The sequence below is a fragment of the Arthrobacter globiformis genome, from assembly GCF_003261175.1.
GTDB classification, from domain to species: Bacteria; Actinomycetota; Actinomycetes; order Actinomycetales; family Micrococcaceae; genus Arthrobacter; species Arthrobacter globiformis_A.
Genome location: NZ_QLNP01000067.1, coordinates 26056 through 49808, shown reverse-complemented (window position 1 = coordinate 49808; position 23753 = coordinate 26056). Strand labels below are relative to the sequence as shown.

Genomic DNA, 23753 nt, shown 5'->3' with positions numbered 1-23753 from the left:
GAGAGAACGCGTGGCGCACTTCGTGATCATGGGTTGTGGACGCGTCGGGGCCACGTTGGCGCACACGCTCGAGGATGCCGGCCATTCGGTGGCCATCATCGACCAGGACGATCGCGCGTTCCGCCGCCTCCGCTCGGGCTTCACCGGCCGGAAGGTCACCGGCGTCGGCTTTGACCGCGACACCCTGAAGCAGGCCGGCGTTGCGGACGCCTATGCCTTTGCGGCGGTCTCCAGCGGCGACAACTCCAATATCCTGGCCACCAGGGTGGCGCGCGAGACCTTCCACGTGCCGCACGTCGTGGCCCGCATCTACGATCCCGGCCGCGCCGAGATTTACCAGCGGCTGGGCATCCCCACGGTGGCCGCGGTGCGCTGGAGCGCCGACCAGGTCCTGCGACGCATCCTTCCCGAACAGCACCTCGCCGGGGACTTCCGCGACCCCTCCGGCCGCCTCGTGCTGGCCGAACTGGACCTCCACCCGGAATGGGTGGGCCATCCGGTTTCCTCCATCGAAAAGGTGGCCGACGTCCGGGTCGCCTACCTGACCAGGTTCGGCGAGGGGATGCTGCCCGCCGCGGGCACTTCCTACCAGGACGGCGACAGCGTGCACGCCATGCTGCGGGCGGACCGCACGTCCGAAGTCGCCCACATCCTCGCCAAAGCCCCTGCCAAGGAGTCCTAAGTGAAAGTCGTCATCGTCGGGGCCGGAAGCGTCGGCTCCTCGATTGCCCGTGAGCTACTGGCCCACAAACACGAAATCCTGCTGATCGACCTGAAGCCCGAAGTGATCGGGCGCAGTGGCCTGCGCGGCGCGCACTGGCTGGTGGGCGACGCCTGTGAGCTCAGCACCCTGCAGGACGCCAAGCTCGAGGACGCGGACGTGGTGGTTTCCGCCACCGGCGATGACAAGGTGAACCTCGTCGTCTCGCTGCTGGCCAAGACCGAGTTCGGCATCGGACGAACCGTGGGACGCGTGAACAACCCGAAGAACGACTGGATGTTCAATGACTCCTGGGGCGTGGACGTTGCCGTGAACACGCCGCAGCTCATGACGGCCCTGGTCGAGGAAGCTGTCGAGATCGGCGACCTGGTCCGGCTGCTGACCCTGCAGACAGGTGTGTCGTCCATCGTCGAGTTTACGGTGCCGCACGACTCCCACGCCATCGGGCTGACGGTGGGCGACATCGACTGGCCCGAGGACTCAACGCTGGTGGCTATCCTGCGGGACCAGGCACCGATCACGCCCAGCCGGGACGATGTCATTGACGGCGGCGACGAGCTGTTTTTCGTCACCACCATCGCGGCCGAAAACCAGTTGCGCGAGCTCCTCTCACCCGGCTCCGGCGAAGGGAACGCGCCCGGTGAGGGGAACGGTTCAGGCGAGGGGCAGGACGGCGCAGCCGCAGCAGCCGCCCCGGCAACCGCAGATCAGCTGGGCCGGCCAGATCAGCTGGATGACGACGGCTTCGACGGCTGACCGTCAGGCGTTGCCGCGGGCCGGGTGATGAGCCAGGCAAGCCACACACCGAGGATGTACAGCGGCGCTCCCATGATGAGCCTGGTGGTGGCCAATGCCGCCAGCCCGTCCGGACCCATCAGGTACAGGGGAACCTGCACCACCAGGCGAAGCAGCAGCACGCCCACGATGATCCAGGTGCCCAGCCGGTAGGCGCGGACCCGGGCCGGTTCCTTGCGCCAGTCCAGGCCTTCGTTCCGGATGAACCCGAACAGCAGGCCCGCGATCGGCCAGCGGACGGCGATGGAGATAACCATCGCCACGATGTAGGCCGCGTTGGTCAGGAATCCGGGAAGATAAAAGTTTTCGGCCTTGCCGGTGGTGTTGGCGAACCACGCGGAGATCCCCACGCCGACGACGCCGGCCAGTGCCTGGGTCAGCGGACGGCGCTGCACGAGCCGGACCACCGTAAAGACGGCGGCGGTGCCCAACGCAGCAATGAGCGACGGCGTCAGGGCGCTGCTGGCGGTGAAGGCGACCAGGAAGACCAGGCCGGGAAGGATGCTCTCGGCGATTCCCTGGTACCCGCCGGCGCTCTTGAGCACGTCGATGCGGCCGTCGTGGGTGCGGTGCAGCCCTGCCTTGGACGCGTAGTCCTCGGCCAGCCCTGCAAAACCCGGGTTCTCCGGCGCGGGCTTGGGCTCTTCGCGGCCCGGCCCCGAATCGGGGCTCTCAGGCAAAGTCATTGGTTCTCCTGGCGGGACAGTATCTCGTAGCGGGGGTTGAACATGGTGGGCATGCCTTCTTTGACCGTCAGCATGCCTTCGAGTTTGAGTTCCGTCCCCGCGTCAATCCCTGGAATGCGGCGGCGGCCCAGCCAGATGACCCGCAGCCGCCCGCGCCGTTCCGCGACCGGCGTGTCGTGGTCCGAGACGATGGCCATGAAGGCTGCCACCTGCGACGGGGGCGCGTAGGTTACCGACTCGATAAATCCACGGCAGAGGACGCGCCCGCGCTCCGGCAGCCCGCGGATGGGTACCGCCTGGTCCTGCGGGCCGCCTGCATCAACCAATCTGGGTGATCTCCGGACCGCGCTCGGGCTGCTCGAAGTCCGGCTCTGCAGGGGGCACGGGTCCGGCGGCGTCCTTCGGCAGGCGCAGCTGCAAGAGTTCGCGGGGCGGCATGGGGTTCTCGCCCCTGATGACGACGATTTTCCGGAACAGGTCCTCGAGGCCGGCGGCTGCTTCGCGGTCCAGCGCGGCCTCGCCGCCGAAAACGCCGCGAAGGAACCAGCGGGGGCCGTCGACGCCGATGAAGCGGGCGGCGCGGTAACCCTGGCTGCCGTCCGGGGCGCCCGCCGGCAGCTTGGCCACGAGTTCGACGCCGTATTCGCCCGGGATCTCCTCAACCTGGCCGCCCTGGCCACCGACAGACTGCCCGAGCTGCTCCCGGATCTCGTCCCAGAGCCCTTCTGACCGGGGCGCGGCGAATGCCTGCAGCTGCAGGCTCGACCCCTCAAGGTCCATGGTCACGGCAACGACGCGCTGGGTTGCTTCCTCAACTTCGAGCCGGAGCTGGAGTCCGTCGCGCGGAGCAATGAGCAGGGCGCCGAGATCCACATAGCCGTCGCGGCTGCTGACCTCGGAGACGTCGAAGGGACCGTTGGCCCTGCGGTCGTCCACGACATTCCCGGCCGGATCCGGGGTGACGTCGTCCTGGACGTCCTCCGGTTCTGCCGATTCCTGCTTCTTGGCTTTCTTGCCCCGCCCAAAAACCATGCGTTGTCTCCTTAGTCGTGATCGTGTCGCGCTCCCCGAATCGCGGGTGTGCAGCTAAGCCGGTGTTGTGCCGCTACGCGCCCGGAACGGCAAACCCGCCCGTGGAGCCGAACCCGCCGGCACCGCGGACAGAGTCGTTCAGCTCCCCCACGGCGACGAACTGCGCGTGCTCCACGCGCTGGATCACCATCTGTGCAATTCTATCGCCGCGCCGCAGTTCTATGGCCTGGTCGCGGTCGGTGTTGAGCAGCGTCACCGCGATCTCCCCGCGGTACCCGGCGTCGACAGTCCCCGGCGCATTAACGACGGTAAGGCCGTGCTTCGTGGCGAGACCCGAACGGGGGTGGATGAGGGCTACAAAGCCATCCGGCAGTGCGATGGATACACCGGTGGGGACGAGGCGCCGCTCGCCCGGTTCGAGCACCACGTCCTCGCGGGCCCGCAGATCCGCCCCGGCGTCACCGGGGTGGGCGTACGACGGCGCTTCCAGGCCGTCGTCGAGCATTTTCAGCTGCACCTGCACCGTGGGCGCTCCGAACTCCGCCCTGGGCTGCGCAGCTGCGGCCGCGGGGGCCTGCTGCGCTGGAGCCTGCTGAACCGGAGCCTGCTGCACCGGGGCCTGCTCTGCGAGGGATGTCATGGCAGTTGATTCGTCAGTCACAGTCCCACACTCTATCGCCCGCGCTCTGACTCCTCCTACTGCAGAAGGCCAGCACCACTGGCCACTAAGCTTGGGGGCATGCCCGAATCAAGCGCCGCCGTCCCTTCCCGCAACCCGTCTTCACCGGACGAAACCGTGCTTTTCTCCGAGAAGCTGTGGCCCGGCGTCTGGATTTGGATTGTCGCCCTGGGCATCGCATCGGCCGGCATCCTGGTTTTCGCCCCCATCAGCATGGTGGCCGGTTACACGGCGGCTGGTGTTCTGTTCGCCATCGAAGCTGTACTGCTGGTCCTGTCCACGCCGTCGGTGTCTGTCACCACCCGCACCGTTCAGGTGGGCCGGGCCACCATCGAACGCAGCCTGATCGGCGGGGCTGCGGCGCACCGCGGCAAAGAGGCGACGGCGGAGCGCGGCACGCGCCTGAACGGCCTCGCCTACATGTGCATCCGGGGCTGGATCGACCCGGTGGTCAGGATCGAGATCACCGACCCGTCGGACCCCACGCCGTACTGGCTGACGTCGACCCGCCGCCCGGAGGAACTCGCGGCCGCCATCAACGGGAAGTAGGGAGGCGCCTAGGCCCTCACTGGCCACAGCACTCACAATCGCGCCTAGCCCTCACAATCGCGCCTAGCCTTAACAGGCGCGCCTAGCCTTCACAATCACGGCAGTACAGCAGACCGTTCTTTTCGCGGCCGATCTGGGAGCGGTGCCTGACCAGGAAGCACGAGGCACACGTGAATTCGTCGGCCTGGGCTGGCATTACGCGGACCGTCAGCTCCTCGCCGGACAGGTCGGCTCCGGGAAGCTCGAAGCCTTCGGCGAGGTCGGACTCGTCCTCCTCCACCACCGCCGTCGGTTTCTCCACACGGCGGGTCTTCAGCTCCTCAATCGAGTCCTCACTGAGGTCCTCTTCGGACTTCCGCGGCGCATCATAATCAGCGGTCACGCGCACATTGTCCTCTCTGCCGCGCGGAAAAGCGATACCCGGAACCAACGCCTCCCACGGCTTGAGATAACCGCCCAAAACTCGCGGAATTTCGCGGCGCGCCCTCTGCCCTAACGGGAAAAGACAGTGCGGGGTGGCAGAGTTTCGATTGATAGTAATGCCAGGGTGGAGGATTGTATGCAGGATCTACGGCTTGTAGGCGTCCACGACGACGGGGAGCATCTCCTGTTAAGCGGCACCGGCGGCGCAATGTTCCGGCTGCCCATCAACGAGGCACTCAGACTGGCCGCCAGCCGGCCCGCTGCGCGCTCATCCGCCGTGGCCCCCGTGGCCATGTCCCCCCGCGACATCCAGGCGAAAATCCGCAGCGGTTCCACCGCTGCCGAGGTTGCAGCCGCCTGCGGCATGCCGCAGGAAAAGGTCGAGCGGTACGAAGGGCCGGTCCTGGCCGAACGCGCGTACATTGCCCAGCAGGCCCAGAAGGTGGAGGTTGCCTCCCCCGCCCCGGGGCACGACGTTTACCGTTCGGCTTTCGGCGACAACCCCGCCACCCTCAGCGACATGGTGGCCCACCGGCTCACCGCCCACGGCATCCAGTCCTCCACTATGGAGTGGGATTCATGGCGCCGGCCGGACGGCACCTGGACCGTGGTGGCCAAGTTTGAAGCTGCCCCCGGCGGCCACGCGAGCATCGGCGAAGAACCCCCCGCCATGTGGACGTTCAACCCCACCCGCAAATCCCTGCAGAACGCGAACCGCTGGGCCCAGCAGCTCAGTGAACTGGAGCCCCTGGACGGGCCCGTGCCGGCCCGCCGGCTGTCCGCGGTGTCCGACAGGCCCTTCGACTTCGAGACCGACGCGGAGGCCGCGGCCCGCACAGGCGTCGGGGCCGGCACCGGCACCGAACAGCAGAAGGACCCGGACGGCCTGCTGGACATGCTGCGTTCGCGGCGCGGCCAGCGGCTTGGGGTGGATGAGGACAGCGACGACGCCCTGGCGCTGCTGCTGGCAAACGGTGTCCCGGCCGCCCACCCGCGGGCCGAGGAACCCGCAGGCACAGGGGACGAATCGCCGGCCGACGGTTCCTGGCAGTCGGATGGTTCGGTGGATCCCGATAGTTCCGTGCAGCCGGATGGTGCGGAACAGGATCCGGAGTGGGAACCGGAGGAGAACGACGACGACAGCGCCGCCGAGGCTCCGGCGGCCGAATTCACACTGGCGCGACGCCGTGACGGCCGGCCCTCGATGATCTCCCGCCTCAACCTGGTTCCGCGGCATGAGGAAACCGAGGACGAGTCGCTGAAGCTTCACGACGGCGTCAGCACCCACACCCGCGAAATCACCATCGTCCCGGGTCACCCGGCAGCCGAAAAGGACAGTCCGGCCAATCCCGAGGAGCCCAGCGCACCGGCGGCGCAAGCCACCCGCCCGGTGGCCGGCCGTCCGGCGCCTGCCAACCCGGGGCTGGACGAGCTCCTGGGCCGCGGCAATGCCCGGCGCCGCATGGAGGGAAGCCGGATGGATGGGGCACGGCCGCAGCCTGGCCAGGGGGCGTCGCGCGCCGATCAGGAACGGGACGAACCGGAACGCCAGCCGTCCCGGCCGAAGCGCTCCAGTGTTCCCAGCTGGGACGAAATCGTCTTCGGCACCCGCGGCGACTAGCCAGTAGCGACTAGCTACCGGCACCGTGCCACAGGCAGGCGTCCACCTCGAACGGGAGCAGCTGGTCCTGCTGGGCAATGATGCTGGCGCCATGAGCGGTGACGCGTCGCATGAAGTGCCTCCGGCAGAGCGTTTCGTAGCCCACCACCGGCGCACGGCCTGCATCACTGCCGGGATCGCCGGCCGCAGGATCAACGGCCATGTCGACGTCACCGACCACCACCTGGGCACCTTCGGTGACCATCACGCCGTCGACCGTCCTGGCGTTATGGGTGGCACGCCGGCCGCACCAGCACAACGCCTCAACCTGGAGGACCTGCACCCGGTCCGCGAGTTCAATCAGGCGCTGCGAACCAGGGAAGAGGCGGGTCCGGAAGTCCGCGGTGATGCCGAAGGCAAAGACGTCCACCTCGATCTCGTCCACCACGCGTGCCAGCTGCTCCACCTGGGCAGCTGAATAGAACTGTGCCTCGTCGCAAATGAGGTAGTCCACGCGGATCCCCTGGGTGCGTCGGAGCACCACTTCGTCCCAGAAGTCCGTGGAATCGACGACTTCCACGGCCTCGGCCTGCAGCCCCAGGCGGCTGGAGATTTTGGAGTCGCCGGCGCGGTCGTTGCGGCTGAACCGCACCCCGCCCCGTCCGCGGGCCCGGTGGTTGTAGTCCATCTGCAGCGCAAGGGTGGACTTGCCGGAGTCCATGGTTCCGGAGAAGAAGACGAGCTCAGCCACGGGATCCCCGGCGAGTGCCTGCCTTGCCGGACGCTGTCCTGGCTGGGGCTGCCTTGCCGGAAGCCTGGAAACTGAGCAGCGGGACTTCGCGTTCGGCCTTCGTCAGGGACCCATGCTGGCCCACTACTTCCATGGCCGTCGCACGCACCCGGCGCGTGTCGTAGAACGCCAGCGCGTCCCGGGCTGCCACCATCACATCGCCCAGCCGTCCCGTGACCTCTGGCCGGACCGTTCCGAAGAGTCCTGCATTCACGGCTTCCTCCCTGGTGAAGGCCCAGATCCTGTCACCGAAGCGGGCACGCCAGGCCGCCAGGAGACGATCCCGTGCCGCATCGCCGGCGTCCTCCTCCAGGTACAGGTGCACCATGCGCGGTTCCCCGGCGGTGTGCCGGACGCCATCCACGAGGGCGGGATCGGCGGCGTAGTCGAGGCGCTGTGACTCCGGCACGTCCAGCATGCCGTGGTCTGCCGTGACCAACACTGTGGTTCCGACCGGGAGGGTCGCATCCAGCCGCTTGACGGTGGCATCCAGTTCCTCGAGCTGGTGCTCCCACTGCGGCGACTGCGCGCCGTACCGGTGGCCGGCCTTGTCCAGATCGTTCACGTAGAAGTACATGAGGGCGGAGTCCCCGTCGGCCATTGCCTCGGCTGCCGCCGCGGTGCGGGCGTGGGAGGTGGTGCCGGAGGCGAAGGTGCCGCCGCGCAGCGCAGCCTGGGTCATGGGCGAGCCGCCGAACTGCGGCAGGCTGACGGTGGTGACGGCAACATGTTCGGAGGCGCGTTCGAAGACGGTGGGGAACGGCTGCCACTGCTGCGGGTCCACGGCGGCATCCCAGTTGCCCAGCATGTTAACCACCTTGTCCTGGTCCGGATCCAGGACGTCATAGCCCACCAGTCCGTGCTGGCCGGGGGCGAGTCCCGTGCCCAGACTGGCGAGGGAGGCTGCGGTGGTGGAAGGGAAGGCGGCATCCAGCCAGACGGGCACGGCACCCTGGCCCTGCTGCAGGACGCCCCGGAGGAAGGGCGTATGCGCGGTCTTCTGCTTGAGCAGGCTGCGTCCCAGCCCGTCAGCCAGGACCACGCATACGCGCTTGGCCTGCGGGAGGCCCAGCGCGTTCTCGAAGCCCGGCACCCCGAGGCTGGCCGCCGCACTGCCCAGCACCTCGGCCACGGAACGGCGGCCATAGGCCGGGGCGGGCGGCAAGCCGCTTACCGCAGGCCTGGATTCCGTGGTTTGCGTCGCAGAGTCTGAGGAATGGTTGCCCTGTTCCCGCATCTCAGCGCTTGTGCCCGCGGCTGAGCCGGTTGGCAAAAACGCCCATGCGGGGACGCGGGTGGGTGGCGGACGGCGCATGCCGCACCGGGGTGGGAGACCCGGTGTTAACCGCGCGAAGGGCACGGGCAAAAAGTTTGGCATCCTGGACCGCCTGCAGGCCGTCCGCCTCGGCGCTGATGCGCAGGACAATGTCCTCCTGGGCAATGGTGCCGCTGTAGCCGTGGTCGGCCTCGCACTGCGGGTCGCCGCAGCTCGCCGGTCCCACGTCCAGGCGCTGGCCGCCGGACCAGGCGATGGACAGGGTGACCTCGCGTACGGGGTCCGAAGGCTTGTAGTTCTGCGGCTGGGCGTACATGTAGCTCAGGACCACCGAACGGATCTGCGCCACCGGGACGGACTCCGTGGAAATCTGTGCCACGATCTGCTCGCCCGCCTCGTCGAGCTGCTGGTCGTCCACGTGCGTGATCACCAGCATGTCCTCGGTCAGGACCAGGACGGTGATGTGCCGGCGGACCTCGGCGCGGTCAAAATGCGTCTCGAGGTGGACCAGGTGTGCAAGACAGTCCCGGCCGTCCAGGGCGTCATCCACCACGTCGGCTACCAGCAGCGGGTAAAAGCCGGCCTGCTGCAGGGCGCCGTCGAGGCTCTGGCCCTGCACGCTGTGGTTGTGTGAGCTGTGGTGGAAAGCCTGCGGGCTGTGGTCGGGCGCTTGAGGCTTCGAGGTGGGAGGCTGGGAGCTCATTTCCCCATTTTCACAGATCGGTGTGGCACATGCTAACCAGGAAGCTAGCTGCGCATTGCCCGCCGCGCGCTGTCGGTGCGCTGCGCGGCGTTGCCGATCCGCACGTCTGCGGCGAGGATGAACGCCCCCTGCGGCGTGGACAGGACCGGGTTGAACTCGACGAGGGCTATCTCCGGGTGCGCGTCCTTGAGCCGTGCCAACCTGGCCGTCACATCCTCCAGGGCTGAAACATCCACGGCGGGCAGGCCCTGGTACCCGAACAGTTTCCGGGACGCGCGCGGGCTGCGGACCAGGTCACGCAGGTCCCCGGCAGAGAGCGGCGGGGCCCGGTGCGCCCAGTCGTCCAGCAGGTTCACGGCATCCCCGGCCAGCCCGAAGGACACCACAGGCCCCAACAGCGGATCCTCAATGGCGCGCAGGGTGCAGGCCTGGCCCACAGGAACCATGGTCTGCACCTCCAGCGACGCCGAACCGTAGGGCTCCAGCGCCCGGCGCATCTGGAGGATGTTCAGCCGGAGGGAGTCCGCATCCTGGATATCCAGCCGCACCCCGCCCAGGTCCAGCCGGTGGCGCAGCGTCGGATCGGTGGTCTTCAGCGCCACCGGCCAGCCCAGCCTGCCGGCCGCCTCCACGGCTTCATCGTCCGTTTCGAAGCCTTCCGACGGCACGACCCTGATCCCGTAATGCGCCAGCAGGCGGGCCGCGTCGTCCGGACCGAGTTTCTTGAGTTGCTCGCCGCGGACATCGGCCAGCAGGTTTTCGAGGTCGGCGTGTGCGGCGTCAGGATCGCACCCGTCAGGATCCACAAAGAGGCCCTGGTCCCGTTCCGCCCATTCGGCGTACCGCACCACGGCGGACAGGGCGGCCACCGCCGCCCCCGGATTCGAGTAGCACGGCACCGGTGGCGTGCCGGAGCCATCCCCCACCATGCCTTCCACGTACACCGACGGATCGAGGATGCCGGTGAACGCCGCCACCACCGGCTTTCCGGCCTCGGCGGAGGATTCGGCGAGCGCCCCGGCAATCTTCTCCACGGTCAGGCCGCGGGCCGGAAGGAAGGCAACCACGGCGGCGTGGACCGCCTCCTTGGCCAGGACTTCCCGGAGCCGGTCCCGCAGGGCGGGCAGGGCACGGGACATGCCGGCGTCGAGGTCCAGCTCCGTCACGAGCTCCTCGACGCCCAGGCCGTGGGACTCGGCGCTGTCCGCCACTACTTTCCCCAGCGCCCCGGAGTTGCTGAAAACGGCGACGCCGGCTCCCTTGGGGAGCGGCTGGGCGGACACAATCTGCGCCACGTCCATGAGCTGTTCGATGGTCTCCACCCGGATCACGCCGGACTGGCGCATCATCGAGTCCAGCGCATCGGCCGGTGCCTGGGTGGTGCGCACGGCATGGCCGGGCGGCAGCTGCAGTCCCATGGAGGTGGACTTGGCCACGATCACGGGCTTGGTCCGCGCGAGCCGCCGGGCGATGCGGGAGAACTTGCGCGGGTTGCCGATCGATTCCAGGTACAGGCCCACGGCGGTGGTGTCGGCGTCGTCCTCCCAGAACTGCATCATGTCGTTGCCGGACACATCGGCCCGGTTTCCGGCCGACAGGAAGGTGGAGATGCCGGCGCGGCGCCGGCTGGACGCCGCGTACAGCGCCACCCCGATCGCCGCGGACTGGCTGAACAGCCCCAGGCCGCCGACATGGGCCAGGCTGGGCGCCATGGAGGCGTTCAGCGACACCGCGGGGTTGGTGTTCACGATGCCGAGCGAGGCCGGTCCGATGACCCGCATCCCGTTGGCCCGCGCCTGCCGGACCAGCTCACGCTGCCGGGCAAGGCCCCGCTCCCCGTCCTCGGTGAAACCCGCGGAGGCCACCAGGACCCCCTTCACGCCGGCGGCCGCGCACTCATCCACCACCTTGGGGACTTCCTCGTAGGGCACCGCGACGATCGCCAGCTGCACCGGACCGGGCACCTCGGAAAGCTTGCCGAAGGACAGCATGCCGGCAAGCTCAAAGGCTTCGGGGTTGATGGCGTAGACGGGGCCGGTAAAGCCGCCTTCGATGATGTGTTCCAGGAGCTGGTATCCCACGGTCCCCCACCGGCGGCTGGCACCAATTACTGCCACCGACGGCGGCGCCAGCAGGTCCTGGACACTCCTCGCCTCTGCACGGTGTTCCCGCGCTTCCATCACGGCTCGTGATTTGTCCGTGGGGTCGATGTTGAACTCCAGGCTCACCACGCCGTCGTCGAAATGGCGTTTGACGTCGTACCCGGCGTCGGAGAAGACCATGAGCATCTTGCGGTTCTCGGGGAGGACCTCGGCGCTGAATCGGCGGATCCCGTTTTCGCGGGCCGCCGCCGCTAGGTGCTCCAGCAGGATCGAGCCGATGCCGCGGCCCTGGTGCGCGTCGGCGATGTTGAAGGCCACCTCGGCCTCCGCGGGGTCGTCCAGGCGGTCGTAACGGCCGATGCCGATGATGTCCCCGCCGATGGTGATCACGAAGGCCACCCGGTCCCGGTAATCCACCTCGGTGAAACGCTTGAGCTCGCGGCTGGAGAGCCGCTCCTTGAACGCGAAGAAACGCATGTAGATGGAGTTCTGCGACTGCCGCGTGTGGAAGGTCTGCACGGCGTCCGCGTCGGTGGGATGGATGGGGCGCAAATGCGCTGTGCCGCCGTCCCTCAGAACGACATCGGCCTCCCAATATTCCGGATATTCGCCGTCCCCGGGCTGATCCACCATAGGCTTAGCCTAGCTAAACCTCCCGAAGTGCACCCCAAAAAGGATCCACCAGCCCCATGGCACGCCGCCAAACACGCACCCCCGCAGGGGAATCAGTCCAGGACTACACCGAAAACATCGTTGATATCGACGTGACTTCCGAGATGGAAGGCTCCTTCCTGGAGTACGCGTACTCGGTCATCTACTCCCGGGCCCTGCCCGACGCCCGGGACGGCCTGAAGCCCGTCCAGCGCCGCATCCTCTACATGATGAGCGACATGGGCCTCCGTCCGGACCGGGGCCATGTCAAGAGCGCCCGCGTGGTGGGCGAGGTCATGGGCAAGCTCCACCCGCACGGCGACACCGCCATCTATGACGCCATGGTCCGCATGGCCCAGGACTTCTCGCTCCGGCTCCCCTTGATCGACGGCCATGGTAACTTCGGCTCGCTCGACGACGGCCCCGCGGCGCCGCGGTACACCGAGGCCCGCCTGGCGGCGGCAGCGCTCACCATGACGGACCACCTCGACGAGGACGTGGTGGACTTCGTCCCCAACTACGACAACCAGCTCACCCAGCCGGAGGTCCTGCCCGCCGCGTTCCCCAACCTGCTGGTGAACGGCACCACCGGCATCGCGGTGGGCATGGCCACGAACATGGCACCGCACAACCTCGTGGAAGTCATCGGCGCCGCCCGGCACCTCATCGCCAACCCGGAAGCCACGCTGGAAGACATCATGCGCTTCGTCCCGGGCCCCGACCTGCCCACCGGCGGCCGCATCGTGGGCCTGGACGGAATCCGGGACGCCTACGCCACGGGCCGCGGCTCCTTCAAGACCCGCGCCAAGGTGGAGGTGGAGCAGCTCTCGGCCCGCCGGACCGGCCTTGTGGTCACCGAACTGCCGTACATGGTGGGCCCGGAAAAGGTGATCGAGAAGGTCAAGGATGCGGTCAACAGCAAGAAGCTGGCGGGCATCAGCGACGTCGTGGACCTGACCGACCGCAAGCACGGCCTGCGGCTGGTCATCGAGCTGAAGAACGGTTTCAACCCCAACGCCGTGCTCCAGCAGCTCTACCGCTACTCGCCGATGGAGGATTCCTTCGGGATCAACAACGTCACCCTGGTGGACGGGCAGCCGCAGACGCTGGGACTGCTCCAGCTGCTCACCGTCTACGTGGACCACCGCATCTCGGTGGTGCGCCGCCGCACGGTGTTCCGGCTCGGCAAGAAGAAGGACCGCCTCCACCTGGTGGAGGGCCTCCTCATCGCCATCGTGGACATCGACGAGGTCATACAGATCATCCGGTCCTCGGACGAGGCCTCCGCGGCGCGCGAACGGCTGATGTCCATCTACGACCTCTCTGAAATCCAGGCGAACTACATCCTCGAGCTCCGCCTCCGCCAGCTGACCAAGTACAGCCGGATCGAGCTTGAAAAGGAACAGGACCAGCTTCGCAGGGAGATCGCCGAGCTGGAGGCCATCCTCGAATCCGATCAGCTGCTGCGGGAACTGGTGTCCGGCGAACTCGCGGAGATCGCGGAGAAGTACGGCACCCCGCGAAGGACGGTGCTCCTCGAATCCGAGGCCGTGTCCCCGACTGTGGCCAGCGCCGCCGCCGTGGAAGGAAAGGCAGGGGCCAAGGGCAAGCCCGCCCCCCTGGCCCTCGAGATCGCGGACGACCCGTGCTGGGCGATCCTCACGGCCTCCGGGCAGATTGCCCGGACCGCCAACCAGGACAGCCTGGCCGAGACCGGACCGCGTTCCAAGCATGATGTGTTCCGCTCGGTGGTCAAGACATCCGCCCGGGGCGAGATCGCCGCCATCACGTCCCAGGGGCGCATGCTGCGGATCCAGGTGATGGACATGCCTGTTCTGCCGCCGGTCTCCGGCCTGCCGAACCTCGCCGGCGGTGTTCCGGCCAAGGACTTCATTACCCTGCTGAAGGGTGAGACCCTCGTGGCGTTCGCCCCGCTTGATGTTGTGCTGGCGATCGGCACGGCGCAGGGCGTCGTGAAGCGGGTGCAGCCGGATTACCCCCTGAACCGCGAGGACTGGGAAGTGATCACGCTGAAGGACAAGGACACCGTGGTGGGTGTGGCGCCGGCAGCGTCGGACGACGACGACCTTGTGTTCCTGACGCGGCAGGCACAGCTGCTGCGGTTCAGCGCCGCCGTCGTCCGCCCGCAGGGCAGGACGGCCGGGGGCATGGCGGGCATCAAGCTCGCCGCAGGCGACCAGGTGGTGTTCTTCGGTGCGGTCGCGCCCGGCGACGAGGCCGCCGTCGTCGTCACCATTTCCGGCACGGAAGGAGCCCTGCCGGGCACCGCCCCCGGGGCTGCCAAGGTGACGGCCTTTGACGAATACCCGGCCAAGGGCCGCGCCACTGCCGGGGTCCGGGCGCACCGGTTCCTGAAGGGTGAGGACACGCTGCTGCTGGCCTGGGCCGGCCACGGTCCGGCGAAGGCGTCGTCGTCGGCAGGGGTGGCCCGCTCGCTGCCCCAGGAGCACGGCCGGCGCGACGGTTCGGGCATCCCGCTCTCGCAGGCGGTGGACGTGATCGGCCCGAGCATGGCCTGGCCGGAATCCGCCTAGACTACTGCCATGCCTATCGTCCCGGATGAAAAGGACTGGACCTGGGTCCTGTCCCGCCCCTGCAGCCAGTGCGGATTCGACGCGTCCACGGTCACGCCGTCGACAGTTCCCGGCAGCGTCGAAAACATGCTGCCGCGGTGGCGCGCCGTGCTTCGGCGGCCGGACGCCAGCGAGCGCCCGGACAGCAGCACATGGTCCGCGCTGGAGTACGCCTGCCACGTCAGGGATGTGTTCAGCCTCTTCGACCGCCGCCTCAACCTGATGCTCACCGAGGACAACGCCCAGTTTGAGAACTGGGACCAAGACCAGACGGCGGTGGAGGGCGACTACGCGAATGCAGACCCGGCCGTGGTCAGCGCCGAGCTCACCACGGAGGGCCAGCAGGCGGCGGCGTCCTTCGCCAGGGTGCAGGAGTCGCAGTGGGGCCGGACAGGGCTGCGCAGCAACGGCTCGGAGTTCACCGTCCTGACGCTCGCGCAGTATTTCCTGCACGACGTCGTCCATCACCTTGCGGACGTGGACGGCTGACCCAGGTCCGTACGGCTTAAAGGACCTTGTCCCACGCGAGGCTCGTATTGACCGGGACGTAGCCCATCTTGCGGTAGAGCGCCATGGCCCCGGTGGGGTTCTCGGAATCCACGTCCAGCGACGCCTTGTCCAAACCTGCGGCGGCAAAGCGCCGCATGGCGTCGGCCAGAAGCGCCTGGGCGATCCCGCGCCCGCGGAACTCCCGGCGGACACCGAGCAGGTCTGTATAGCCCTCGCTGAACCCGCGCGCCACCGTGTTGTCCGGGTCGTAGCTGGCCAGCTGGTAGCCGGCGATCTCACCCGTGCGGCTCTCCAGCACAACGGCGCTGAGGTCGGGCCGGGCCAGGGGGTCGTTGACCACGAAGCCCCATGACTCCTCGTCCCGTGGTTCGCTGCCCCAGTGGTCGGCAAAGACCTGGTTGTGCGCCAAACGCAGGGCTTCGCTCAGCCCGGGTTCCATGGGCACCAGTTCCAGGCCGTGGTCCAGGGGAACCTCGGGCAGCGGAGCCGACAGCAGGCGGTGCATTTCGTTGTAGTAGCGGACCACCTCATACCCGGACTCCGCCAGGAGGACGCACTGGTGCTGCTGCTTCTGCTCGGTGAAAAGCCGCAGCCGTGGCACCGGCCCGGCACTGTCTGGAAGCGCGCCGTCCGGCCCTGCGGTGCCCTGGACCGCATTGTCTGGCCCTGCACTGTCCTGGCCCGCACCGGCATCTTCCGCGAACCGCTGCCTGGTCCGCGCTTCCAGCCAGGACAGCAGGGCTGAGCCCACCCCGCGGCGCTGCCACTGCGGGTCCACGGCACAGAATCCGTGCGCCTTGGCCCCTTCCTTGTTCTTGGTGACGCGGGCGTAGGCCCGGGGGACGCCGTCGGAGTCCAGGCCCAGTACCGTGTTCGGCCCCACCGGGTTGTTCTTGGACTCCATGATCTGCTCCAGGTCCGCCCGCCTTTCAAACCACACCGGCTCCTCGACAGCCGCGGTCCGGGCGATCAGCGCAGCCCACGCGTCCAAATCCGCGGGGCCGGCGCTGCGCCATTGCAGTGCCGGAAAGTCGACGGCGGGCAGCTCGGGTGAGCCGTCCGCGGTCAGGCCAGAGGCGTCCGTGTGCGTCATGGGAACAGGCTAGCCGCCGGAAAGAGGCCGCGCCATCACTGCCGACGCTGGCCTGTACTCCTGACGCACCGGCGTGGGAAGCCTTAGGCTGGTGCCATCATCAGGCTTGGACAATTACCCCCGGCGTTCCCTGAAAGGCACAGCATGCTTCTACTCTTCGGGTTCAAGACAGTCCAGAAGCTGCTCCCCGGCCGGACGGCATCCTGCCGGTACTGCGGCATGTTCGCCCACCATCACCTGGAGGAGCGCGCCACCAAGTTCACGCTGTTCTTCATCCCGGTTTTCACGACCTCACGCTCCTACCGGATCACCTGCTCGAACTGCGGAGCCACGTCGGTGGTCAAAGGCCGCGAGAAGCAGGCACTGGTGGGATAGGGAGGAATCCGGAATGGCACTGACAACCGTGGCGGCCGGCGTGCATCGCATCTCGGAAGCATTCGTCAACTTTTACGTCGTTGAGGGCGAGGACGGTCTCACAGTGGTGGACTCGGGTCTGCCTGCCATGTGGGACACGCTTCGGAGCTCGGTCCAGGCAACGGGGCATGGCCTTGGCGATATCAGGGCGCTGGTGCTGACCCACGCCCATTTCGACCACCTTGGACTGGCCAGCCGACTCAATGCCGAGTGTCAGGTTCCGGTGTGGGTGCACACCGGGGACTCATATATCGCCCGCCATCCCTACCGATACAGGCACGAGAAATCGCGTTTTATCTTTTCCCTCACGCACCCTGCGGGCCTGCCGGTACTTTTCAGCATGGTCAAGGCAGGCGCTTTGCGTGTGCACGGTGTCAGCAACCTGACACCCATGCCCGTCACCGGCGCCCTTCCCGTTCCGGGTGCCCCTGAAGTGGTGTTCTCCCCCGGCCACACCAGCGGGCACTGCGGCCTGTTTCTGCGGGACCGCAACCTTCTCTTCAGCGGTGACGCCCTGGTAACCCTCGATCCCTACACAGGCCGGAAAGGTCCGCGCATCGTGGCAGGAGCTGCCACCGCCAACAGCGCCCAGAACCTGGAAACCCTCAGCCAGCTCGCCCAGACGGGGGCATCCCTTGTGCTGCCGGGACACGGCGAACCCTGGGCCGGGGGAATCGAAGAAGCCGTTGCAATCGCAAGGTCAAACGGACCGGCCTGACGCCATCGCGGCGGAGGCAGCCAGCCGGTGTTCAGGGCGAAGGTCCAAAAGTGCATCGTCGGGGCTGATGTCAGCCGGGTTGTGGGTCACCAGCACCACGGTGCGCGACGCAAGTCCCGCACGCAGGTCCGCAATGAGCGCCCGGCCGGACTCGGCGTCGAGGTGTGCCGTTGGCTCGTCCAGGAGAATCACGTCGGCGTTTGTCATGAGCGTGCGCGCGACCGCCAGCCGCTGCCGTTCGCCGCCGCTGAGGAATGCTCCGCCCGGGCCGATGCGGGTATCCAGTCCGTCTTCCAGCCGGGCCAGCAGTGGCGCAAGTCCAACCGCCGCGAGCGCTTCGCGCATCGCCTGTTCCGTCTCCGCCACAGACCCCTCGCCGGGCACCTGCCGCGGGCTGCCGAGCAGCAGGTTCCCGCGCACCGTGGAGTCGAAGAGGTGCGCCTCCTGGGGGCACCACGCCGCGGTACCCGTCACCGCGATGCGGCCGGCCAGGGCAGGGAGGAAGCCCAGCATCACCGCGAGCAGCGTGGACTTGCCGGCGCCGGACGGGCCGGTCACCGCCAGCCAGCGGCCGGGCTCAGCCACGGCCGACAGGCCACTGAAGACAGTCCGGCCCCCCGGCCACGCCGCCGACAACCCATCCAGTTCAACGCCCGGCTGCCCGGATTCCCGCGAGCCGGGCCGGGAGGGCCGCCCGGTGTTGTTGCCAGCGCCGGGGTCTCCCGGCTGCAGCACGCCCGACTCTCCGATGCGGCGCAGGACCGCACGCAAAGCCGGAAACTGCCGTACCGCCGTCGTCATGGCCCCAAAGGGTTCGGCGAGCGCCAACTGCAGAAGGACGACGACGCCAACAGTGGTCGCCGGAAGGGAACCGGCCAGCACCTGGGGAGCCGCCAGCACGGCGCTGTAGAGGGCGGCTGCGCCGCACGCCCCCACGGTCAGTGCCTGGCCGAGCCCTTCAGCCCAAGCCGAACGCCGGGCTGCGCCGGTGGCGTCCCGGTCCAGCGCACGGATGCCGTCCAGAACCGGGCGCTTTGCGCCGTTCGCGTGCAGTTCCGCCCTGGCATCGAGTGCCGCGGCCACCCGCCGCAGGACCCCGGAGCGCAACCGCTGTTCGGCCTGCGCCGACATCCGGTCGGCGAGCAGTGCCGCGGCCGGGGCGGCCACCAGGCTTACCATGGCAGCGGCGAGCGACGCCGGGAGCGCCGCGGGAAGCAGCCAGCCCGCCGTACCGGCAGCAGCCGCGGCCACCGCCACTGCGGTAACCGGCGGCAGCACCACCCGCGGGAGCAGGTCCCGGACGGTGTCGACGTCCTCGATAACGGCGCCCAGCACGTTGCCGCCCTGCAGTAACCGGCGCAAGGACAGTGCCCGCTGGCTGAGGGATGCCCAGAGCCCCCCGCGAAGTTTCGTCAGTGACGCAAACACGGCTTCGTGCAGGAGGAGCCGCTCGCAGTAGCGCAGAACGGCGCGGCCGATGCCGAAGAACCGGACACCCACGATGGCGGTCAGGAGGTACATGATGGGCGGCTGCTCGCTGGCGCGCAGGATGAGCCAGCCGGACAGTCCGGACAGCGCGACGGCGAAAAGGGCGGCCAGGGCGCCGACGGACCCGGAGGCAGCGAACCGTCCGCGGACGGGCGCGAGCAGCCGGGCAATCATGCCGGCAACATGGCCGGAGCCGGGTTGCGCCTCGGCCGCCGGGACGCCGGGCGTCGTAAGTCCCGCCTCCACTGAGAAGGCATCCCCGCCGTCGGCTGCCGCGCCGGGAACAGCGGCGCTGGGACCTGCCACGCCGGCGCTGGCCAGGATTTCAACGGCGGGCGCAGCAGGTGCCGGCGCTCCACGGCCGGACAGCGGCACGATGTGGTCTGCGAGTTCCCTCGTCTGGCGGTCGTGGGCCACCAGGATGACGGTGGCCCGGCCGCGCAGCGAACGGATTGCGTTGTGGACACGGTTGGCTGAATCCCGGTCGAGGTGGGCCGTGGGCTCATCCAGAAGCAATACCGTGGCTCCCGCCTCGATGCGGGCCAGGCCACGGGCGAGGGCCACGCGTCGCAGCTCGCCCGGGCTCAGTTCGGCTGGATGCTTGTCCGCCAGGTGGTCCGCACCGACGGCCGCCAGGCAGCGGAGCACTCCCCTGGCCTGTGCTTCGTCGGCGGCGGCTGCATCGGTTACTGGCGTGCCGGCGGCCAGAGTTCCCGCCGTCAGGTACAGCAGGACTTCACCACCCACGGTGTTCGCCACCATCACCGGATGCTGCGGCACCCAGGCCACGTCGCCGGCAGTGAATCCTGAAATCGTCCCTGACACCGCTGTGCCGCCGCCGCTTCCAACCGTTCCCGCGAGAACGCCCAGCACCGTGCTCTTCCCCGCCCCGCTGGGGCCGTCCAGCGCGGTGACCAGTCCGGCCGGCGCCATAAAGCTGAGGGGGCCGACGGCGGGACCCTGCCTTCCCGGATAGCTGACCGTGAGGTCCCGGACTGTCAGGCTGCCCGGGCCCGCCACATCTGCGGCCTCTACGCCGCCCGGTTCTGCCGGGACCCCACCAGGCACGAGCCGCCGGGGCTCCGGGGCTTCCAGCACCGCCGTAGTTTCGGCAAGGGCGGCCCGGCCGTCGTCGCTCGCGTGGTGCGCGGTCCCCAGTTCCCGGAGCGGGAGGTAGCAGTCGGGGGCGAGGATGAGCGCAAGCAGCCCGGCCTCCAGCGCCATGTCGCCGTGGACGAGCCGGACGCCGATGAACACCGCCACCACGGCGACGGAGATGGTGGCGATCAGTTCCAGGGCGAGCGCGGAGAGGAACGCCGTCCGCAGGGTCCCCATAGTCCGCGACCGGTAATCCTCCGAGATGTCCTCCAGGGAGCGGCGCTGGGCGGCGGCGCGGCCCAGTCCCACCAGCACCGGCAGGCCCTTGGCGAGTTCGAGCATGTGCCCGGAGAGCCGGGAGAGGGCGGCCTGCGCATCCCGCACCTTGTCCTCCGTGTAGCGGCCGATCAGCACCATGAACACGGGGACCAGGGGCACCGTCAGCACGATCACCACCGCGCTGACCCAGTCGGCGAAAAGGATGCGGGCGCCGAGCAGCAGCGGTATGGCCGCACAGTTCACCAGCGCGGGGAGGTACTGCGTGTAATAGCTGTCCAGCGCATCCAGGCCTCGCGTCGCGAGTACCGCCAGGCCGCCGTCGGCAGGGCCTGCGGACCGGACGCCGTTGCGCAGTGCCGTCTCCAGGAGTTCCGCGCGCAACTCCTCCTTGACGCCCAGGGCGGCGCGCCTTGCGGCGACGCCCTGCGCCCAGACCGTCACGGACCGCAGCACCACGCCGGCCGCGCCCCAGCCCAGCTGGTCAGCCCACGCGGTGTCCTGCGTCATGAGGCCGGCCAGCACGGAGGCGACTGCCTGCCCCATGAGCACCAGGGACAGGGCCTTCAGGGCAGCCAGCAGGCCCAGTCCGTAGAGGGCGCGGCGGGTGGAGGGGCCGGACGGGAACTGGGGTTTCAAGGCGGTCAGTCTTTCCTGATGAGTGCTTTGGCGGCGACAGCGGGCAGGAAGCTGTGCGCCTCCGGAATGTGGGCGGCGCTGACGCGGCGGCGGAACACCCAGTAGGTCCACGCCTGGTAGGCGATCACCAGCGGCAACCCGACGCAGGCCACGATGCTCATCAGACCGAGGGTGTAGTCCGAGGACGAGGCGTTGGCGATGGTGAGGTTGAATGCGGGGTCGATGGTGGACGGGAGGACCACCGGAAACACAGCCCCGAAGATGGAGGCTGAGCCGCTCAGCAGGAACACGCCAATTGCGAGGAAGGCGCGGCCTTCGTTTCCCTTCCGGGCCTGGGCCCAGGCCACAGCCGCGGCAACCACGGCCACCGCCAGCACAACCAGCGTCCACGCTTCACCGCTGAGGACCTGAACGCCGATGGCCCAGCCCGCCATCGGGAGGAGCAGGACGGGAAGCAGCCGCACAAACCACTGCCGCGCGCGGTGCCGCACGTCGCCGTCGGTCTTCAGTGCCAGGAACGCCAGGGCGTGCAGCAGGGCAAAGCCAACCACGGCCAGACCCCCCAGCACCGCGTACCAGCTGAACCATGCGAACGGCCCGCCGTCGCGGTCGCCGTTGGCGTCCAGCGGCAGCCCGGTGGTGGTCAGACCCAGCGCGGCACCCACGCCGAAGGCGGCCAGGAAGGACCCGACGGCGATCGCCCAGTCCCAGGTGTTCCGCCAGCGGTCGGTGTCCACCTTGCCGCGGTACTCGAACGCCACCGCCCGGAAGATCAGGGCGACGAGGACCAGCAGCAGCGGCAGGTACAGGGCGGAGAACAGGGAGGCGTACCAGAACGGGAAGGCCGCGAAAGTGGCGCCGCCGGCGGTCAGGAGCCAGACTTCGTTTCCGTCCCAGACCGGCCCGATCGTGTTGAGGAGCACGCGGCGTTCGGTGTTGTTTCGCGCAAAGATCTTCATCAGCATCCCAACCCCAAGGTCGAATCCCTCCAGGAAGAGGTAGCCGGTCCACAGGACGGCGATGGCAATGAACCAGATGGTCGGCAGCAGTTCCATGCTTTGTATCCTCGGGTTTTAGTAGGCGACGGTCTTAGTAGGCGAAAGCCAGGACGTCGTCGGAGGTTCCCGGCTTGTCCGGTCCGCCGTCGCGGGGCGTGGCGTCCTCGTTCTCGTCCACCGGCGCGTGGACCAGTTCGGGCATTGCCGAGGCCACGCCGCCCCGGACGTACTTCACGAGGAGCTTCACCTCCACCACGAGGAGCACCGCGTAGATGAGGGTGAGGACAATGAGGGACGTCAGGATTTCGCCGGCGGAAACCCCTGGCGACACAGCCGCGGCGGTGAACATGAACACCTGGTCAATGCCGTTGAGGTCGGGGTTGGGGGCCACCACGAAGGGCTGGCGGCCCATTTCCGTGAAGATCCAGCCCGCGGCGTTGGCACCGAAGGGAGCCAGGATGCCGAACACGGCCAGCCGCATCAGCCAGCGCGACTCGGGAACGGTCCCCTTGCGGGTCAGCCAGAGCGCCACCAGGGCGGCGAGGGCAGCCAGGCCGCCGAACCCGATCATGGCCCGGAAGCCCCAGTAGGTGACCTCCATGACCGGCACGTACTCGATCTCCTGGCCGGCGCGGTCGCCGTAGATGGGGTTGTCAGGGAGGTGCGTGCCGTAGTCCGCCTTGTACTGGTCGAGCAGGCTGTTGACGCCCTTGACCTCCGTGGTGAAGTCGCCCTTGGCGAGGTAGGAGAGGATGCCCGGGACCTCGATCAGGGCCACGATGTCGTCACAGTTGCGGGAGCCCAGATTGCCAACGCTCAGGACGGAGAATCCCGTACCGTCGTGGCACGCGGCCTCGGCGGCGGCCATTTTCATGGGCTGCTGCTCGAACATCAGCTTGCCCTGCAGGTCGCCGGTGAGGGCGGTTCCGGCAAAGGAGATCATGGCGACGACGGCGCCGATCCGCAGCGACTTGATCCACACCGTGTAGTCGGTGCGGTCGCGGCCCGGGATCGCGGCCTCCCCGGCAATGACCTTGCCGTCGGCCCCCACGGTGTCGATGCCGTCGCGGCGCCGGCGCCAAAGGTGGTACCAGGCGATGCCCAGCAGGAATCCGCCGGCCACGGCAAGGGCGCCGAAGAGCGTGTGCGGCACGGCCACCAGGGCGGTGTTGTTGGTGAAGACGGCCCAGGCGTCCGTCATGACCGGGCGGCCGTCAATCATCGTGACGCCGACGGGGTGCTGCATCCAGCTGTTGGCCACGATGATGAAGTACGCGGAGAAAAACGAGCCCACCACGGCGATCCAGAGGCACGCGAGGTGGACGCCCGGCTTGAGCTGCTTCCAGCCGAAGATCCACAGGCCCAAAAAGGTCGACTCGACGAAGAAGGCGAGGAGCGCCTCAAGGGCCAGCGGGGCGCCAAAGACGTCGCCCACGAACCGGCTGTACTCGCTCCAGGCCATGCCGAACTGGAACTCCTGGACGATGCCCGTGGCCACGCCCATGATGAAATTGATGAGGAAGAGCTTCCCCCAGAACTTGGTCATGCGCAGATAGGCCGGATTCCCGGTGCGGTGCCAGATTGTCTGCATCACTGCGACCACCAGGCCCAGGCCGATTGTCAGCGGCACCATCATGAAGTGGTAGACGGTGGTGATCCCGAATTGCCAGCGTGCGATTTCCAAGGCGTCCAAGGCGGTCCCTACTTACGGTTGGGTCTAGCTCTCCAGCGTTGATTTCTACGCAGTGTAGAACTCCATCTTCTACAGAGTGTAGAACACGAGGCGAACACTGTAAACACGGTTGCATGCACATCCGGGGAACGCAATCACCCTCAACGCGCCGAACGTTCTACCTCATGTAGAAACAAACGGCCAAACGCGATAGATTTGAAGTTGCAGTATTGGAATCACGGCACG

Annotated in this window: 21 protein-coding genes; 8 read left to right on the top strand and 13 right to left on the bottom strand. The window is 68.2% G+C overall.

Annotation, left to right across the window (positions count from 1 at the left end; all coding sequences use genetic code 11):
* The first annotated feature begins 10 nt into the window (after nt 1–10).
* Both DBZ45_RS08445 and DBZ45_RS08440 read left to right on the top strand, forming a co-directional pair.
* The gene (locus DBZ45_RS08445) at nt 11–682 is read left to right on the top strand and encodes a potassium channel family protein (RefSeq protein WP_111903489.1); all 672 of its coding nucleotides are present in this window, start codon (nt 11–13) and stop codon (nt 680–682) included.
* A complete protein-coding gene (locus DBZ45_RS08440; protein WP_111903488.1) occupies nt 683–1477 on the top strand; it encodes a potassium channel family protein in 795 nt (264 codons plus the stop codon).
* Here DBZ45_RS08440 and DBZ45_RS08435 read toward each other — a convergent pair.
* The 4 genes from DBZ45_RS08435 to dut form a co-directional block, all read right to left on the bottom strand.
* Nucleotides 1447–2202 carry a DUF3159 domain-containing protein gene (locus tag DBZ45_RS08435; RefSeq protein ID WP_111903487.1) on the bottom strand — a complete coding sequence of 252 codons (756 nt, stop codon included), beginning with the start codon at nt 2200–2202 and terminating at the stop codon, nt 1447–1449. The genes DBZ45_RS08440 and DBZ45_RS08435 overlap by 31 nt on opposite strands.
* Complete coding sequence (locus DBZ45_RS08430; RefSeq protein ID WP_111903486.1) at nt 2199–2528, bottom strand: hypothetical protein; 330 nt, start codon at nt 2526–2528, stop codon at nt 2199–2201. The genes DBZ45_RS08435 and DBZ45_RS08430 overlap by 4 nt, the downstream gene beginning before the upstream one ends.
* Nucleotides 2521–3234, bottom strand: a complete 714-nt coding sequence (locus DBZ45_RS08425) for a DUF3710 domain-containing protein (protein WP_111903485.1) — start codon at nt 3232–3234, stop codon at nt 2521–2523. The genes DBZ45_RS08430 and DBZ45_RS08425 overlap by 8 nt, the downstream gene beginning before the upstream one ends.
* A gap of 73 nt (nt 3235–3307) precedes the next feature.
* On the bottom strand, nt 3308–3895 hold the full coding sequence (dut, locus tag DBZ45_RS08420; RefSeq protein WP_440130509.1) for a dUTP diphosphatase: 588 nt from the start codon (nt 3893–3895) through the stop codon (nt 3308–3310).
* Between the two features lie 78 nt (nt 3896–3973).
* Between dut and DBZ45_RS08415 the strand changes: the two genes are divergently transcribed.
* Nucleotides 3974–4462 (top strand): DUF3093 domain-containing protein, encoded by a 489-nt coding sequence (locus DBZ45_RS08415; RefSeq protein ID WP_111903483.1) that lies wholly within the window; start codon nt 3974–3976, stop codon nt 4460–4462.
* Between the two features lie 82 nt (nt 4463–4544).
* Here DBZ45_RS08415 and DBZ45_RS08410 read toward each other — a convergent pair whose 3' ends face one another.
* Complete coding sequence (locus tag DBZ45_RS08410; protein ID WP_111903482.1) at nt 4545–4844, bottom strand: DUF4193 domain-containing protein; 300 nt, start codon at nt 4842–4844, stop codon at nt 4545–4547.
* A gap of 177 nt (nt 4845–5021) precedes the next feature.
* Here DBZ45_RS08410 and sepH point away from each other — a divergent pair, with 177 nt between their 5' ends.
* Nucleotides 5022–6506, top strand: coding sequence for a septation protein SepH (gene sepH / locus DBZ45_RS08405; RefSeq protein WP_111903481.1), 1485 nt, complete (start codon nt 5022–5024; stop codon nt 6504–6506).
* Between the two features lie 10 nt (nt 6507–6516).
* On the opposite strand, the gene DBZ45_RS08400 is transcribed toward sepH, so the two are convergent.
* From DBZ45_RS08400 to DBZ45_RS08385, 4 genes are read right to left on the bottom strand one after another with little or no spacing between them, the layout of a single operon-like run.
* Nucleotides 6517–7236 (bottom strand): thymidine kinase, encoded by a 720-nt coding sequence (locus tag DBZ45_RS08400; protein WP_111903480.1) that lies wholly within the window; start codon nt 7234–7236, stop codon nt 6517–6519.
* Nucleotides 7229–8512: an alkaline phosphatase family protein gene (locus DBZ45_RS08395; RefSeq protein ID WP_111903479.1), complete on the bottom strand. Its 1284-nt coding sequence runs from the start codon at nt 8510–8512 to the stop codon at nt 7229–7231. The genes DBZ45_RS08400 and DBZ45_RS08395 overlap by 8 nt, the downstream gene beginning before the upstream one ends.
* 1 nt (nt 8513) lies before the next feature.
* Nucleotides 8514–9254 (bottom strand): DUF5998 family protein, encoded by a 741-nt coding sequence (locus tag DBZ45_RS08390; protein ID WP_111903478.1) that lies wholly within the window; start codon nt 9252–9254, stop codon nt 8514–8516.
* A 44-nt stretch (nt 9255–9298) separates the two neighbouring features.
* Complete coding sequence (locus tag DBZ45_RS08385) at nt 9299–11989, bottom strand: bifunctional acetate--CoA ligase family protein/GNAT family N-acetyltransferase (RefSeq protein ID WP_111903477.1); 2691 nt, start codon at nt 11987–11989, stop codon at nt 9299–9301.
* Between the two features lie 56 nt (nt 11990–12045).
* On the opposite strand from DBZ45_RS08385, the gene DBZ45_RS08380 reads away from it, so the two are divergent.
* Nucleotides 12046–14562 (top strand): DNA gyrase/topoisomerase IV subunit A, encoded by a 2517-nt coding sequence (locus DBZ45_RS08380; RefSeq protein ID WP_111903476.1) that lies wholly within the window; start codon nt 12046–12048, stop codon nt 14560–14562.
* A gap of 9 nt (nt 14563–14571) precedes the next feature.
* Complete coding sequence (locus DBZ45_RS08375) at nt 14572–15090, top strand: DinB family protein (protein ID WP_111903475.1); 519 nt, start codon at nt 14572–14574, stop codon at nt 15088–15090.
* A gap of 16 nt (nt 15091–15106) precedes the next feature.
* Here DBZ45_RS08375 and DBZ45_RS08370 read toward each other — a convergent pair whose 3' ends face one another.
* Nucleotides 15107–16204 carry a GNAT family N-acetyltransferase gene (locus DBZ45_RS08370; RefSeq protein ID WP_111903474.1) on the bottom strand — a complete coding sequence of 366 codons (1098 nt, stop codon included), beginning with the start codon at nt 16202–16204 and terminating at the stop codon, nt 15107–15109.
* A gap of 144 nt (nt 16205–16348) precedes the next feature.
* On the opposite strand from DBZ45_RS08370, the gene DBZ45_RS08365 reads away from it, so the two are divergent.
* Together DBZ45_RS08365 and DBZ45_RS08360 are read left to right on the top strand one after the other, a co-directional pair.
* On the top strand, nt 16349–16579 hold the full coding sequence (locus DBZ45_RS08365) for a zinc-ribbon domain-containing protein (RefSeq protein WP_111903473.1): 231 nt from the start codon (nt 16349–16351) through the stop codon (nt 16577–16579).
* A 13-nt stretch (nt 16580–16592) separates the two neighbouring features.
* Nucleotides 16593–17336: an MBL fold metallo-hydrolase gene (locus DBZ45_RS08360; RefSeq protein WP_111903472.1), complete on the top strand. Its 744-nt coding sequence runs from the start codon at nt 16593–16595 to the stop codon at nt 17334–17336.
* Here DBZ45_RS08360 and cydD read toward each other — a convergent pair.
* Genes cydD through DBZ45_RS08345 form a run of 3 tightly spaced genes read right to left on the bottom strand, consistent with a single transcriptional unit; the run spans nt 17319 to nt 23528 of the window.
* The gene (cydD, locus tag DBZ45_RS08355; RefSeq protein WP_111903471.1) at nt 17319–20837 is read right to left on the bottom strand and encodes a thiol reductant ABC exporter subunit CydD; all 3519 of its coding nucleotides are present in this window, start codon (nt 20835–20837) and stop codon (nt 17319–17321) included. The genes DBZ45_RS08360 and cydD overlap by 18 nt on opposite strands.
* 5 nt (nt 20838–20842) lie before the next feature.
* Nucleotides 20843–21892 (bottom strand): cytochrome d ubiquinol oxidase subunit II, encoded by a 1050-nt coding sequence (gene cydB, locus DBZ45_RS08350; protein ID WP_111903470.1) that lies wholly within the window; start codon nt 21890–21892, stop codon nt 20843–20845.
* Between the two features lie 34 nt (nt 21893–21926).
* Nucleotides 21927–23528, bottom strand: a complete 1602-nt coding sequence (locus DBZ45_RS08345) for a cytochrome ubiquinol oxidase subunit I (RefSeq protein ID WP_111903469.1) — start codon at nt 23526–23528, stop codon at nt 21927–21929.
* Between the last annotated feature and the right edge of the window lie 225 nt (nt 23529–23753).